The sequence below is a fragment of the Streptomyces sp. NPDC048211 genome (assembly GCF_043202315.1).
GTDB lineage: Bacteria > Actinomycetota > Actinomycetes > Streptomycetales > Streptomycetaceae > Streptomyces.
In genome coordinates, this window is the sequence record NZ_JBIDAD010000001.1 from 520,529 (window position 1) to 535,244 (window position 14,716).

General features: G+C 70.3%; 15 protein-coding genes. 9 read left to right on the plus strand and 6 right to left on the minus strand.

What is annotated here, in order from left to right; genetic code table 11:
* Positions 1-27: 27 nt before the first annotated feature.
* The gene (locus ACGFZA_RS02425) at positions 28-312 is read right to left on the minus strand and encodes an LPXTG cell wall anchor domain-containing protein (protein WP_393676611.1); all 285 of its coding nucleotides are present in this window, start codon (positions 310-312) and stop codon (positions 28-30) included.
* 139 nt (positions 313-451) lie between these two features.
* Between ACGFZA_RS02425 and ACGFZA_RS02430 the strand changes: the two genes are divergently transcribed.
* From ACGFZA_RS02430 to ACGFZA_RS02445, 4 genes are all read left to right on the plus strand, one after another.
* Entirely contained in the window at positions 452-889 is a 438-nt protein-coding gene (locus tag ACGFZA_RS02430; RefSeq protein WP_385288229.1) for a hypothetical protein, read from the plus strand.
* 301 nt (positions 890-1,190) lie between these two features.
* On the plus strand, positions 1,191-2,444 hold the full coding sequence (locus ACGFZA_RS02435) for an Ig-like domain-containing protein (RefSeq protein WP_385288226.1): 1,254 nt from the start codon (positions 1,191-1,193) through the stop codon (positions 2,442-2,444).
* A gap of 148 nt (positions 2,445-2,592) precedes the next feature.
* The gene (locus tag ACGFZA_RS02440) at positions 2,593-4,050 is read left to right on the plus strand and encodes an ABC transporter permease (protein ID WP_385282054.1); all 1,458 of its coding nucleotides are present in this window, start codon (positions 2,593-2,595) and stop codon (positions 4,048-4,050) included.
* 109 nt (positions 4,051-4,159) lie between these two features.
* Entirely contained in the window at positions 4,160-4,843 is a 684-nt protein-coding gene (locus ACGFZA_RS02445; RefSeq protein WP_385282052.1) for an ABC transporter ATP-binding protein, read from the plus strand.
* Positions 4,844-4,901: 58 nt separating this feature from the next.
* Here ACGFZA_RS02445 and ACGFZA_RS02450 read toward each other — a convergent pair whose 3' ends face one another.
* Positions 4,902-5,528, minus strand: a complete 627-nt coding sequence (locus ACGFZA_RS02450; RefSeq protein WP_393676615.1) for an RDD family protein — start codon at positions 5,526-5,528, stop codon at positions 4,902-4,904.
* Positions 5,529-5,727: 199 nt separating this feature from the next.
* On the opposite strand from ACGFZA_RS02450, the gene ACGFZA_RS02455 reads away from it, so the two are divergent.
* Both ACGFZA_RS02455 and gdhA read left to right on the plus strand, forming a co-directional pair.
* Entirely contained in the window at positions 5,728-5,898 is a 171-nt protein-coding gene (locus ACGFZA_RS02455; RefSeq protein ID WP_393676617.1) for a hypothetical protein, read from the plus strand.
* A 380-nt stretch (positions 5,899-6,278) separates the two neighbouring features.
* Positions 6,279-7,655: an NADP-specific glutamate dehydrogenase gene (gene gdhA, locus ACGFZA_RS02460; RefSeq protein WP_393677612.1), complete on the plus strand. Its 1,377-nt coding sequence runs from the start codon at positions 6,279-6,281 to the stop codon at positions 7,653-7,655.
* Positions 7,656-7,815: 160 nt separating this feature from the next.
* Here the strand turns inward: gdhA and ACGFZA_RS02465 are convergent, their stop codons facing one another.
* The gene (locus tag ACGFZA_RS02465) at positions 7,816-8,271 is read right to left on the minus strand and encodes a YrdB family protein (RefSeq protein WP_393676619.1); all 456 of its coding nucleotides are present in this window, start codon (positions 8,269-8,271) and stop codon (positions 7,816-7,818) included.
* 329 nt (positions 8,272-8,600) lie between these two features.
* Here ACGFZA_RS02465 and ACGFZA_RS02470 point away from each other — a divergent pair, with 329 nt between their 5' ends.
* Positions 8,601-9,023: a hypothetical protein gene (locus ACGFZA_RS02470; protein ID WP_393676621.1), complete on the plus strand. Its 423-nt coding sequence runs from the start codon at positions 8,601-8,603 to the stop codon at positions 9,021-9,023.
* A 2-nt stretch (positions 9,024-9,025) separates the two neighbouring features.
* Positions 9,026-11,404, plus strand: coding sequence for an FxSxx-COOH system tetratricopeptide repeat protein (gene fxsT / locus ACGFZA_RS02475; protein ID WP_393677614.1), 2,379 nt, complete (start codon positions 9,026-9,028; stop codon positions 11,402-11,404).
* Here fxsT and msrA read toward each other — a convergent pair.
* The 3 genes from msrA to ACGFZA_RS02490 all read right to left on the minus strand — a co-directional run bounded on the left by msrA (position 11,341) and on the right by ACGFZA_RS02490 (position 13,396).
* Positions 11,341-12,006 carry a peptide-methionine (S)-S-oxide reductase MsrA gene (gene msrA / locus ACGFZA_RS02480; protein ID WP_393676623.1) on the minus strand — a complete coding sequence of 222 codons (666 nt, stop codon included), beginning with the start codon at positions 12,004-12,006 and terminating at the stop codon, positions 11,341-11,343. The genes fxsT and msrA overlap by 64 nt on opposite strands.
* 73 nt (positions 12,007-12,079) lie before the next feature.
* Complete coding sequence (locus ACGFZA_RS02485; RefSeq protein ID WP_385282040.1) at positions 12,080-12,202, minus strand: hypothetical protein; 123 nt, start codon at positions 12,200-12,202, stop codon at positions 12,080-12,082.
* Positions 12,203-12,292: 90 nt separating this feature from the next.
* Positions 12,293-13,396 (minus strand): hypothetical protein, encoded by a 1,104-nt coding sequence (locus ACGFZA_RS02490; protein ID WP_385282037.1) that lies wholly within the window; start codon positions 13,394-13,396, stop codon positions 12,293-12,295.
* 67 nt (positions 13,397-13,463) lie between these two features.
* Between ACGFZA_RS02490 and ACGFZA_RS02495 the strand changes: the two genes are divergently transcribed.
* The gene (locus ACGFZA_RS02495) at positions 13,464-14,609 is read left to right on the plus strand and encodes a cystathionine gamma-synthase (protein ID WP_385282034.1); all 1,146 of its coding nucleotides are present in this window, start codon (positions 13,464-13,466) and stop codon (positions 14,607-14,609) included.
* Positions 14,610-14,716: the final 107 nt, after the last annotated feature.

The window sequence follows — 14,716 nt, forward strand, 5'->3', positions numbered from 1 at the left end:
GACCCGGTGGCCGCTCACGCGTACCGCTCACAGGGCGGGCTGCGGACCTCCGCGACGGCCCGCGTACGTGACGAAGCCGGCTCCGGCGCCCAGGAGCGCCATGCCGCCGACGAGATACGGCGTCGTGTCGATCCCCGTCCCGGTCTCGGCGAGTGCGGAGGAGCCCAGGTCGGAGCCGGTGGTGGCGCTGTGGCCTGCCGTGTCCGGCGCCGCGGGCGCGTTGCCCGCATTGGCGGACGGGACGAACCACAGGGCACACAGCAGTGTTCCCGCAGCGGTGGCGGTCAGGAGCGGGCGGCGGGTGATGGCCACGGAATCGATCCCCCTCGGGGCAGCCGCGATGGAGAGGGCTCCCCGAATGCCGGGTCCCCTCAGGCCTGTTGCGCCGATGCTAATGAACGCAGCGGGTCGCGGGAAAGCCATGGCGGCCGGTCGGCCTACGCTCCACCCCATGAGCACTTCTGAGACATCACGATTCGTTCGCCTTCGTGTCGAAATGGTGGTGGAGATCACGGACGCCGACGCCCTGAGCGGGACGGCGCTGGAAAGCCTCGCGGCCGAGTACGGGGAGCCCGGTGGCGAGTCCGCCGAGGAGCGCACGCATGCCGAGACCGCGGTGCGGGAAGACGGTGCGGAGGCCCTCGCCTCGCTGATCGACCCGTTCGACCTGGTCAGTGAGGTGCCCGGGGTCGAGCTGACCCAGGCCTCCTGGAGCAGCGAGACCATCGACTACGACCCGGAGGACCCGGACGGATGGGACCTCTATGACGGCCAGGACGAGGACGGTGAGGGAGATGACGACGCGGACGACGGCGACGGGAGCGCTTCCGGCGTCCCGCACAATGGGGAGGAGAACGACAGGGACGCCAGCACGGAACGGCGGGTCTAGCGGGTGGGAACACCGGCCCCGGCCCGCTTCCGGCGGACCGGGGCCGGTGTGCGTCGGCAGCCGCTGGGTACGGATCGCGGACGTGCTGTACAACCGGGTCGTGCACCGACGGGCACCCAGGTGGTGAACAGCGGGAACCACGGCTGTCAGCACCGCGTCGATGAGTGGTGTTCCCCACATCTGAGACGGATAGGGAACGGGCCACCCTTTCAGGGTGTTCTTGGAACATTGACGGGGTAGCGCCGGTCAGCGGCCTCGCTCGGGGTTTTTGGGGATTTCGGCAACGATGGAGAAGCGTGTGATGACGGACAGCAAACGGCGCAGGGGCCTCATGGCCGCGTCCGCACTGCTCGGCGGCGTGCTGGTGCTTTCGGCCTGCAACGACGGCAGCGACAAGGGCGGCCCTAGCCCCGACAGCTCGAAGTCACAGGCGGCCGAGGTCGACAAGGCGGCGGCCGAGGAGGCCTCCGAGGCGCAGATAGCGATCTCGCCGAAGAACGGCGCCACCAACGCGAGCATCAACAACGCCGCGAAGGTCACCGTGGCCAAGGGCAAGCTGACGGTCGTCACCATGACCACCGCGGCCGGCGAGAGCGTCAAGGGCACCCTGTCCGCCGACGGCACGAGCTGGAAGCCGGACGCCCAGCTGGAGCGCTCGACCACGTACAAGATCAATGCGACGGCGCAGGACTCGAAGGGCCGCGAGGCGCACGAGAACTCCTCCTTCACCACCGTGTCGCCCGCCAACAGCTTCATCGGGAACTTCACCCCCGAGGACGGCTCCACCGTCGGCGTCGGCATGCCCGTCTCGATCAACTTCAACAAGCCGATCACCGACCAGAAGGCCGTCCAGGCCGGCATCACCGTCACGTCCAGCAGCGGCCAGCAGGTCGCCGGACACTGGTTCAACTCCCAGCGCCTGGACCTGCGCCCCGAGGACTACTGGACGGGCGGCTCCACCGTCACGCTCAAGCTGGCGCTGGACGGCGTCGAGGGCGCGGACGGCGTCTACGGCGTGCAGCAGAAGACGGTCACCTTCAAGATCGGCCGCAACCAGGTGTCGACCGTGGACGCCAAGACGCACACGATGACCGTCACCCAGAACGGCAAGACGATCAAGACCATCCCGATCTCGGCCGGTTCGTCGGACAACCCGACGTACAACGGCCAGATGGTGATCTCCGAGAAGTTCAAGGAGACCCGGATGGACGGCTCGACGGTCGGCTTCACCGACGACGACGGCAAGGGTGAGTACGACATCAAGGACGTGCCGCACGCCATGCGGCTGTCCACGTCGGGCACCTTCATCCACGGCAACTACTGGGGCGCCAAGTCGATCTTCGGCAGCGCCAACACCAGCCACGGCTGCGTCGGTCTCGCCGACGCCAAGGGTGCCGGTGACGCCAACCAGCCCGCCGCCTGGTTCTACAACAACTCCATGATCGGCGACGTGGTCATCGTCAAGAACTCCCCGGACGCGACCATCAAGCCCGACAACGGCCTCAACGGCTGGAACCTGAGCTGGGCCGAGTGGACGGCGGGCTCCCAGGCCTGAGCCGGCCGCTCTCCCCACCCCGTACGCCGAAGGCGGCGGCACCGGATCCGCACGGATCCGGTGCCGCCGCCTTCGGCGTACGGGCGTTCTCATCCTGCTCTCATCCTGGCCTTAACCCACCATCACAAGCGGTCCCTAGCCTCGCCCCATGTTCTTCACCTACCTCCGGCGCGAGCTGCGCCGCCGCAGAAAGGCGGCGCTCGTCGTCGCCTCGGGGCTCGCCCTCGGTATTGCGCTGGTCATCATCGTCAGCTCGGTCTCCTCGGGCATGAGCAAGGCCCAGGACAAGGTCCTGGAATCGCTGTACGGCCTCGGCACGGACATGACCGTCACCAAGGCCGCCGCAGCTCCGGGCACCAACTCGGAGCGCCCCAGGTTCGAGTTCGACGCCAAGGGCAGCGACGACGACTCGACCCAGAGCACGGACCGGGTCATGGTCCAGGGCTTCCAGACGCTCGCCTCCACCACCGTGGACAAGGTGGACAAGCAGAGCGGCGTCGCCGACGCCGTCGGCGGACTGAGCATGACCGTCATGAAGGTCGACGGCCAGTTCAAGCGCGGTGAGTTCAAGCAGCAGGGCGGCACCACCGGCGGCACCCGAGGCGGACCCGGCGGCGGCAGCGGCCAGCCGCAGGGCGAGGTCCAGGGCGGCGGCGCCTCCTTCGACGTCAACTCCTACACGGTGTACGGAACCGACGTCACCAAGCAGGACCTCGGCCCGCTCACCTCGTCGAAGATCACCGCAGGACGTACGTTCAAGACGACCGAGACCAACGCGAAGGTGGCCGTCGTCGACGCCGCCTACGCCAAGGAGAAGAAGCTCTCGGCCGGCAAGACGGTGACGATCCACGGCACCAAGTTCACGATCGTCGGCGTCTCGACGGCCGACAGCGGTGACGCGGCCGCCAACCTCTACATCCCGCTCCAGCAGGCGCAGACCCTCGCCGACGCGAAGAACAAGGTCACCACGGTCTACGTCAAGGCCGCGGACTCGCAGCAGATCGACAGCGTCAAGTCCACCATCCAGAAGAACATCACGGGCACCACGGTCACCACCTCCGCCGACCTCGCGGACACCGTGTCCGGCTCCCTGTCCACCGCGTCCGACCTGGCTTCCAGCGTCGGCAAGTGGCTCTCCATCGCCGTGCTCATCGCCGCCTTCCTGGTGGCGGGCCTCCTCACCTCCTCCGCGGTCAGCCGCCGCGTACGGGAGTTCGGCACCCTCAAGGCGCTCGGCTGGAAGAGCGGCCGGGTCACCCGCCAGGTCGTCGGCGAAGCACTCGTCAACGGACTGATGGGCGGCGTCCTCGGCATCGCGATCGGCCTCGCCGGTGCCTACATCGTGACCGCGATCAGCCCCACCCTCACCGCCCAGCTCGGCTCCTCCGGCGGTGGCGGCGGCGGGATGCGCGGCGGCGGGATGGGCGGCCCCGGCCGGCAGACCGCGTCCAAGGCACTCGACATCGCGCTGACCGCGCCCGTCTCCCTCTCGGTCATCCTCGTCGCCGTCGGCCTGGCCGTGGCGGGCGGACTGATCGCGGGCGCCTTCGGCGGCTGGCGCGCCTCCCGGCTGCGCCCCGCGGACGCACTGCGCCGCGTCGAGTAGCCCGCCGCGGGAGGCCCGGCGCGGGCCTCCCGCACCCCGTCCCCAGCGGTCCGCGATCCCCGAGGCGGTCGCCCGGGATCCGCGATCATCGTCCAGCAGGAGCTGACCCATGTACACGCTTCAAGGCGTCACCAAGCGCTACACGCGCGGCAAGTCCACCGTCCACGCGCTCGCCGGCGTCGACCTGACCATCGAGGACGGCGGCCGCCTGGTCATCCAGGGCCCCACCGGCGGCGGCAAGTCCACGCTGCTCCAGATGCTCGGCGGCCTGGACCGCCCCACCGACGGCAGCGTCGAACTCGACGGGGTGGACCTCGCGAAGCTCAGCGAGGCCAAGCTCACCAAGGTGCGCGCCGAGAACATCGGCTTCGTCTTCCAGAGCTTCAACCTGATCCCGACGCTCACCGCCCAGGAGAACGTCGAGACCGCCCTCGTCCCGCTCGGCGTCAAGGCGTCCGAGCGGCGCAGACGAGCCGCCGAGGCACTCGACTCGGTCGGACTGGGCGAACGGCTCGGCCACCTCCCCAGCGAGATGTCCGGCGGCCAGCAGCAGCGCGTCGCCATCGCCAGAGCCCTGGTCAAGCAGCCCAAGGTGCTCCTCGCCGACGAGCCCACCGGCAACCTCGACGAGTCCATGCGCGACGAGATCATGGAGGTGCTGGAGACCATGTGGAAGGAGCACGGGCTCACGTTCATCATGGTCACCCACGACAGCGCGATCGCCCGTCGCGCACCGCGGCTGGCCACCATCCGCAAGGGCAAGGTCACCATCACGGAGAACGCCGCGGCCTGACCCGGCGCCGCACCTGTGCCGCCGTGAGCCGGCGGGCCCGCACCATCGGCCCGCCGGCTCAGACGGCCCGCCCGGCAACGACCCTGCGGTGCGCCGCCAGGTCGCTGCGGCGGACCTGGCGCAGGCCGACCGGGTCAGTGGACGCGACGCCCTCCTCGCAGGCCGTCCGGGGGCCGGGACCGCCCGCCTCGCCGGCCCCCGGACGGGCACGGAGCCCGTACCAGGGCTGCAGCGGCAGCCAGCACAGTCCGTACAGCCAGCGCCGCACCAGCCGCCCGGGGCCGGGGCGCCCCGCGTCCGGCAGGCTCACCACCCGTATCCCCATGATCAGCTTCCCCGCGCCCGCTCCGACGACCGCGGTGAGCACCACCTGATTGAGGAACGAGAAGGCGAGTACCGGCCCGATCAGCAGCCCGACGACCTGGGGAACGGTCGCCGGGCCCGCGTAGGACCGGACGAGTAAGCCGCCGGTGACCAGGCAGAGATAGCAGTCGAGTCCCACGGCGAGATAGCGGCGCATCTCGCCGGCCCGGGGCGGTGCGCCCGGCGCGGGACGCCCGGTCCGGCCGGGGACGTACGACGGTCGTGGCTGCCCGTGGCCGAGCCGGGCGCCCGGGGCCAACGGCGTTGACGCGTAAGGAGTATGAGGGGCGCGGGCCCTGTGGTTCCCCCGTGAGGTTGTCATGACGGAATCATGTCTGATTGCCCGTCACCGCGGGCCCGGACGCGCACCTCCGGGGACCTCGGCCGGCCGCGCCGTGGTGGAGCCGGCTCCACCACGGGTCCGGGAGGCCGGCCCCTCGCGCGGGAGTCCGTCCGCCGGAAGGATGAAGGGCACAGCCGGACAAGGCCCCGGCGCCCCGCCCCGCACCCTGGAGGAACCCGTGAAACCGCTGCTCCGGACCGTGCTCCTCGTCGCACTCGTCGCGAACCTCTCGCTGAACCTCCTGGTGGATCAGGAGGGACTGCACATCGCCCTCAGCGTGGTGTCGGGCGTGGTCCTGCTCGCGTCGGCGGCGGGCCTGTGGATGCTGAGGAGCCGCCGCGAGAGCTGAGGGCGCCCGGGACGGCCCGCCCGCGAACCGGGGGCGGCCCGCCCGGGACCTCACACCCGCTCCCGCGCCCCTGTGAGGTTCACCACTTCGAATGACGTGCGACCCGGCCGCAACCGGGCCAATCCTCCCCGGAACCGGCCCGGAACCGGGCGGTTGCGCCCTTCCCGGGCGGGGTTCGCAGGGATCACCATGTGGATGCCCGTGGAGCATCGCGTCGTCCCGCTGGGACACTCGATACGCCACAACGGTCCTGTACGTCGCTTTCGTGAGCACGGTATGCGCGATGTCGGGCGACGCCCTCAACGGCGAGGGGGGACCTGGCGCCCCTCGGGACGGGGGCGCCTTCGCGCATGAGCCGACCCATGGAAGGTCTTGATCAGATGCCGGTCACCCCTGACTCCGCAACGCCGCACGCCGCCGACCGTGTCATCGAGCCGCTGTACGCGGAGATCCTCCGCCGCAACCAGGGCGAGAAGGAGTTCCACCAGGCCGTACGGGAGGTCCTGGAGACGCTCGGCCCGGTGCTGACCCAGCGACCGGAGTTCGTGGACGCCCGGATCATCGAGCGCATATGCGAGCCGGAGCGTCAGCTCATCTTCCGGGTGCCGTGGTCGGACGACTCCGGCGACATCCACGTCAACCGCGGGTTCCGGGTCGAGTTCTCCAGCTCGCTGGGCCCCTACAAGGGCGGGCTGCGCTTCCACCCCTCGGTCAACCTCGGCATCGTGAAGTTCCTCGGCTTCGAGCAGATCTTCAAGAACGCCCTCACCGGCATGCCCATCGGCGGCGGCAAGGGCGGCTCCGACTTCGACCCGAAGGGCCGCTCGGACGCCGAGATCATGCGGTTCTGCCAGTCGTTCATGACCGAGCTCCACCGCCACCTCGGCGAGTACACCGACGTTCCCGCCGGTGACATCGGCGTGGGCGGCCGCGAGATCGGCTACCTCTTCGGCCAGTACAAGCGGATCACCAATCGTTTCGAGTCCGGCGTCCTCACCGGAAAGGGTCTCGGCTGGGGCGGCGCCCTGGTGCGTACGGAGGCGACCGGTTACGGCTGCGTCCTGTTCACCGCCGAAATGCTCCGCAGCCAGGGCGACAGCCTCGACGGCCGGCGCATCGCCGTCTCCGGCTCGGGCAACGTCGCGATCTACGCGATCGAGAAGGCCCAGCAGCTCGGCGCGACCGTCGTCACCGCGTCCGACTCCGGCGGCTACGTCGTCGACGACAAGGGCATCGACCTGGACCTCCTCAAGGAGATCAAGGAGCGCGGCCGCGGCCGCATCTCCGAGTACGCCGAGCGGCGCGGCGGGCACGTGACGTACGTCGAGGGCACCGGCGTCTGGAACGTCCCCGTCGACGTGGCGCTGCCCTGCGCCACGCAGAACGAACTCCACGAGGCCGACGCGCTGACCCTCGTACGCAACGGTGTGAAGGCGGTCGCCGAGGGCGCCAACATGCCCACCACCCCCGAGGCCGTCCGCGTGTTCCAGGACGCCGGCGTGGCCTTCGCGCCCGGCAAGGCGGCCAACGCGGGCGGCGTGGCCACCAGCGCTCTGGAAATGCAGCAGAACGCCTCGCGCGACTCCTGGACGTTCGCCCACACCGAGGAGCGGCTGGCGGAGATCATGCGCCACATCCACGACTCCTGCTACACCACGGCGGAGCGCTACGGCAGCCCCGGCAACTACGTGGTCGGCGCGAACATCGCCGGCTTCGAGCTGGTCGCGGACGCGATGCTGGCGCAGGGCCTGATCTGACCGTGCCCCCGCAGCACTGACACCGGCCCGGGACGCGACCGCGTCCCGGGCCGGCCTGACGGGGGAACGAGGGCGTATCCGTTTCTGGGTCAGGTTCGGGCAGGACTGCCGGCGGAGGCTGCGCCGGTTGTCGCCCGCCTCCTTGTGAACCGGTCCGGTCTCACCCGCGCCGGCGGAGGCCACGACCTCCGCGACCGCCCCCCTCGCCGCCGGGCTGCTCAACCGGTGCGACCCGACGCCGGAACGTCTCTGCGAGGGCCGTGTTCGCCACCATCACGACGGCCAGGACCACCGCGGCGCCCGCGTGCCCCACCCGGTACAGCCCGAAGGCACCGCCCCCGAGCACCACGGCCTTCACCGCGAGCACACCCGCCAGCGGCAGCCGGATCCGGGCGCGAGGGGCGGCGAACGTGCCCCACAGGGCGATACCGGCCGTCGGCAAGCCGATCCCCAGCAGCATGCGCACGGCCGTACCGTCCCCGGCGGTGAAACCCCACCAGCACAGGCAGACCACTGCGAACAGCTCCAGCACGAACGCCAGGACCTCGTTCGCGGCCCACCAGGGCCGCCCGCTCAGGGAAGGTATCGCCGGCTCGTCCGTCCGGTTCCCGCGCATCGTTCCCCCGCTGCACTCGCCGTTCAAGTCGCAGCGAGGGTACCGGTCCTGCGAACCCGGATGCGAGTGATCCGCTCGGATGTCTGATGGATCGGCCACCGATCCGAGGAGGGAACCGTGTGGCCGTCGCTGCCCACCCCGTAGTTGCCTTCCGGTTCAGCGGTGATCTCCTGTTCAAGGGGTATTCGCCGGCGACTCCCGGGTGGCTGGCTGATTTTCGTATGATTTGGCGGGTGAGCTTCACGCATTGCTCGTCATCCTGCGCGGGAGCCGGTGCTGCTGAGCCAGACTGGAGCCGTTGAGGATGCAGGAAGACGGGGAGCCTGGGGATGAGTGCTGAGATCGCTGCTTTGGTGGATCAGGCCGGGCCGTATCTGACGGCGGCTTTGGGTGCCTACGGCGTCGGAGTGTTGGCGCGTGCTGAGGACGCTGCCGTTGATGCCACGGCGAACGCGGGACGACGGATTTTGGATGTCGTATGGCGTCGGCGGGGTGAGCGGGGGCGTGCCGAGCTGGAGGCGGCCGTGCGCGATGCGGCCGAGGAGCCCGATGACGCGGATGCTGCGGCGGCACTGCGCCAGCAGATCAAGCGCGCATTGCGTGAAGACGCCGACCTGTTGGCGGAGTTGACGTCCTTGTTGTCTGCCGGGAAGTCGGGTTCGGTCTCGGTGACGGCGTCGGGTGAGCGGTCCATCGCCGCGCAGCACATCGCCACGGCGATCACCGGAGACAACGCCACTCTGCGGCCGTGACCATGCCGGGTGCCGATCCCGATTCGACTGGGATCGAAGCGTCGGGCGAGAGGTCGATGGCCGCACGCTCGATCGGGCTCGCGGTGTCGGGTGACGTCCGCTTCGTGAACCTGCCGCCCCAGGCAGTGCAATGGGCGAGAGAGGTGGAGGCACCGCCGAATACGGCCAATCTTCCTGGATCGGCTTCGGGTGTGTTCGTCGGCCGCGAGAACGCGCTGGATCTTCTGCGGGGCATGCTCACGAACTCGGGTGACGCGGCAGTGACGCAGACGGGTGCGGTGCACGGGCTGGGCGGTATCGGCAAGAGCACCTTGGCCCTGCACTACGCGGTCCGCTATCGGGACACCTACACCCTGGTGTGGTGGATCAATGCCGAGTCCCCGGAACTGATCGAGTCCGGACTTGCCTCGCTGGCGACCCGGTTGTGCCCGCACTGGGCTCACGACGCCACAGCTGAGGAGCGTACGGCGTGGGCGGTGGCCTGGTTGCAATGGCATCCGGGCTGGCTGTTGGTCTTCGACAACGTCGAACATCCCGACCGCTTGCGCCCGTACCTCGGTTCCCTGTCCGGAGGGCACCATGTGGCGACCAGTCGCAAGGCCACCGGGTGGCACACGATCGGGCCCACCCTTCCGCTGGACCTTCTCGACCCCGTCGCGTCCGCCGACCTCTTGTGCGAGATCGCGTACGACCGGCGGACACCCACGCCGGAGCAGCGAGTGGAAGCCGAGGCTCTTGCCGCGGAACTCGGCTACCTGCCACTGGCCCTGGAGCAGGCCGGCGCCTACCTTCACCAGACCGGTAAGGAAATCGCCGCGTACCGAAGGGCGCTGCCACGGATGCTGTCCAAGCACTCCGAGGGCACGGACCCCGAGCGCACCGTGGCCCGCGTCTGGAATCAGTCTCTCCAGGCCATCCGTGAGCGTGACCCGCTGGCCGTGACCCTCCTCAACGCCGCCGCCTGGCTTGCCCCGGACAGCGTCCCCCGCGCGTTCCTTACCCCCTTGGTCCCTGACACGGACGAGGCCGACGACGCGGTGGACGAAGCGCTCGGCGTTCTGCACGCCTACAACATGATCACGCTCTCCAGCCGCACTCCCACCTTCAGCGTGCATCGACTTCTGCAAGTCGTGCTGCGCACACCCGTTACCGGTACTGACCACCCCGCCGCGGGAAGAACCTCTGCCGAACAGGCCCTCCTGGCATCCCTCCCCCCGTCCGGAGACCCCATGCCGGCCACCATGCGGCAGTGGGAGGAACTGATGCCCCACATCATCGCGCTCGCCATCAACCTCCCACCCGCCAGCGCCAACGACACCACCATCAAGCTCTTCGACCGCGCGAGCATCCACGCCGGGCAGGCTGGGCAGAGAGTGCGGGCGGTTCCGTTGTTCGAGGCCGTTCTCGCCCAGTGCGAGCAGGTGCTGGGCGACACCCACCCGGACACGCTGAAGAACCGGAACAACCTCGCCAACGCCTACCAGGATGTGCGGGATCTCGGGCGGGCTGTTCCGCTGCACGAGGTCACCCTTGCCCAGTCTGAGCAGGTGCTGGGCGACACCCACCCGGACACGCTGATGAGACGGAACAACCTCGCCGGCGCCTACTTGGCGGCGGGGGATCTCAGGCGGGCTGTCCGGCTGTACGAGGTGACCGTCGGCCAGTGCGAGCGGGTGCTGGGTGACACCCACCCGGGCACGCTGAAGAACCGGAACAACCTCGCCGACGCCTACCGTGCGGCGGGGGATCTCAGGCGGGCTGTCCGGCTGTACGAGGTGACCGTCGGCCAATGTGAGCGGGTGCTGGGTGACACCCACCCGGACACGCTGACGAGCTGGAACAACCTCGCCGGTGCCTACCGTGCGGCGGGGGATCTCGGGCGGGCTGTTCCGTTGTTGGAGGTCACCGTCGCCCAATGTGAGCGGGTGCTGGGCGACACCCACCCGGACACGCTGAGGACCCGGAACAACCTCGCCGGCGCCTACTGGGAAGCGGGGGATCTCGGGCGGGCTGTTCCGTTGTTGGAGGTCACCGTCGCCCAGTACGAGCGGGTGCTGGGCGACACCCACCCGGACACGCTGACGAGCCGGAACAACCTCGCCTACGCCTACTGGGAAGTGGCGGATCTTGGGCGGGCCGTTTCGCTGTATGAGGTCACCCTCGCCCAGTGCGAGCGGGTGCTGGGCAACGCACACCCGGACACGCGTAGGAGCCGGAACAACCTGGCAAGGGTGAAAGCGGACATAGAGGAAGCAGCCGCTTCACCCGATCCGTCCAAGGGCTCGTATGCCGCAATGAACTCGGACGAGCCGGACGCTCAGCCCGCGGCCGGTGCCACCCCGATCGGGCACGAGACGCCCGTCCCGCCGATCCCGCAGTAGCCCGCCGGGTTCTTGTCGAGGTACTGCTGGTGCGCGGGCTCGGCCGGCCAGAAGGTGCGGCCCTCCGCCGGGAGGATCTCCGTGCTGATTTCGCCGTAGCCGGAGCCCGTGAGGACCTTCTGGTACGCCTCGCGGGAGGCCGCCACGGCCGCCGCCTGCTCGGGGGAGTGGGTGTAGACCGCGGAGCGGTACTGGGTGCCCACGTCATTGCCCTGGCGGAAGCCCTGGGTCGGGTCGTGGGACTCCCAGAAGACCTTCAGGAGCTGGGCGTACGTGACCACCTTCGGGTCGTACACCACGCGGACCGCCTCCGTGTGCCCGGTCAGGCCGGAGCAGACCTCCTCGTACGCGGGGTTCTCCGTATAGCCGCCCTGGTAGCCGACGAGCGTCGTCCAGACACCGTCCGTCTCCCAGAACTTGCGCTCGGCCCCCCAGAAGCACCCCATCGCGAAGTCGGCGACCTCCAGACCCTCCGGGTACGGCCCCAGCAGGGCGTTGCCCAGGACGGTGTGGCGGGACGGGACGGTGAATTCCGGAGTGGCGCGGCCGCGCAGGGCCTCCTCCGGCGTGGGGAGCTGCGGGGTGCGGCGGTGCAGGAACATGCGGGGGCTCCTCCTGGGTCGGTGTGCTGTCCGTACAACGCACCGGGACCGCCGCGGATTCCGGCGCCCGCGCTCAGGCGCGGGGCGCGCCGTCCCCGGACTCCACGTCCTCGACGTAGGCCGCGGCCCGCTTGCGCGCCTTGAACCAGAAGTAGAGGCCGAGGCCGATCAGGATCAGGGGTATCAGTCGTGCCACGGGAACACCGGTCCTTGTCGTGGGGTCGGCCGCTGCTTCGCGGCAGGAGTGCCTCCACGGTCGCACACCGGCGGCCGCGGGAGGTGACGGCTACCGCGGCAGCGTCGCCGGGCTGCCGCCGTTCGCCTCGTAGCCGGCCACCGCCAGGGCCCGGTACACGGTGTACTCGGCGGCCGGGTCGGAGTTCTCCGTCCACGGCAGCGCGCCCACGTGCCCGTCGATGTGGACCAGCTGGTTCATCGCCTCGGACCAGCGCTCCATGCGGACCAGGAACAGCACCAGGAGATGACGGACGTGCGCGAGCATCGGGTCGTCGGCGCGGGCGGCGTGGACGGCGAACATCGCGCCCTCGACCGCCTTGGTCACCACCTGGCTCCGGTAGAACCCCTGCACCAGATTGACCTCGGGCAGGTGCTCGTACACCGCGAACAGCGGAAGCGCGGCCAGCAGCGAGCCCTGCGGGGCGCGGGCCGCGGCCGCGGTCGCGAAGCGGTCGGCCTCCTCGCGCGAACCGTGCCACTTCTCGCACCAGAAGTGCAGCGCCGCGATGTGCGCGCCCATGTGGGCCGGTGCCCGGTCGATGATCTTCGCCCAGAGCCGGTCGAACTCCTCGTGGGAGTAGCCCAGTCCGCGGGCGACGGCCAGCTCCACCAGATACGGGACGGGATCGCCCGGCGCCAGCAGGGCCGCCTCGGCGGACACCGCGCGGGCCTCCTCCAGAATGATCCGGAAGTCGTCCGTGCCGGCCGTCGACGAGCGCCACGCCTGCTGGACCAGGAACTCCGCGTGGACGGCCGCGGCGCCCGCGTCCTTCGGCGCCTCGGCACGCCACTTGCGCAGCCACGACCCGCCCACGCCCGGCTGCCGCATCAGCTCCAGCGAGGCGGCCCCGGCGAACGCCTGCACCCGCTGCCACCGCACCTCGCCGTCCTTCGGCGTCCCGGACAGCAGCTGGGACGCCGCCCGCCACTCCTGCGTGTGCTGGACGACGTCGAGCACGTCGAGGAGATCCTGGTCGGGGCCCGGCATCCTGATGTCCAGCTCCTCCTGGCGCGCGAAGCCGTAGGTGTCCGGATCCGCGGCGTCGGGTGAACCGGGCGCCACCAGACGGATACCGCCGCGACGCCGCCGCACGTACGGGCCGACGACCGCGGCGAGCAGGCACAGCGCGAGCAGGAACCACAGAATCTCCATGCCCCCATTGTCACCGGACGGCAAGGTGCTCCGTAAGCGCCCTCGGAACGAACTACGCTCGGGGCCCATGAGCGACCAGCACAGCTTCGAGACTCTCGCGATCCATGCGGGAAACACCGCCGATCCCCTCACCGGCGCCGTTGTTCCGCCTATTTACCAGGTGTCCACGTACAAGCAGGACGGCGTGGGCGGCCTGCGCGGCGGCTACGAGTACAGCCGCAGCGCCAACCCGACCCGCACCGCGCTGGAGGAGAACCTCGCGGCCCTGGAGGGCGGCCGCCGCGGGCTCGCCTTCGCGTCCGGGCTCGCCGCCGAGGACTGCCTGCTCCGTACGCTGCTGACCCCCGGCGACCACGTGGTCATCCCGAACGACGCCTACGGCGGCACGTTCCGGCTGTTCGCGAAGGTCGCCTCGCGCTGGGGCGTGGAGTTCTCGGTCGCCGACACCTCGGACGTGGCGGCGGTACGGGCGGCGATCACCCCGCGCACCAAGGCGGTCTGGGTGGAGACCCCCTCCAACCCGCTGCTCGGCATCACGGACATCGCGGCCGTCGCCGACGTCGCCCGCACGGCGGGTGCGCGACTGGTCGTCGACAACACCTTCGCCAGCCCCTACCTCCAGCAGCCCCTCGCCCTGGGCGCCGATGTCGTGGTCCACTCCACGACCAAGTACATGGGCGGCCACTCGGACGTCGTCGGCGGCGCGCTGATCGTCAACGACCCCGACCTGTCGGACGAGTTGGCGTACCACCAGAACGCGATGGGCGCCGTCGCCGGACCGTTCGACGCCTGGCTGGTGCTGCGCGGCATCAAGACGCTGGCCGTCCGGATGGACCGGCACAGCGAGAACGCCACCAGGGTCGCCGACCTGCTGACCCGCCACCCCAAGGTCACCCAGGTCCTCTACCCCGGACTGCCCGAGCACCAGGGCCATGAGGTCGCGGCCAAGCAGATGAAGGCCTTCGGCGGCATGGTGTCCTTCCGGGTCGCGGGCGGCGAGGAGGCGGCCGTCGAGGTCTGCAACCGCGCGAAGCTCTTCACGCTGGGGGAGTCGCTCGGCGGCGTCGAATCCCTGCTGGAGCACCCGGGCCGGATGACGCACGCGTCCGCCGCCGGCTCCCCGCTGGAGGTCCCGGCCGACCTGGTCCGGCTCTCCGTCGGCATCGAGAACGGCGACGACCTGCTGGCCGACCTGACGCAGGCGCTCGGCTAGGGACTGTTCCCCAGGGGCTGTTTCGAGGGGCTGCCCCGAGGGCGTGTCGCTCCCGTACGGCACACAGGGCCTCGGGCGGGGCCGGTTCGACCGGTCCCGCCGGGGCC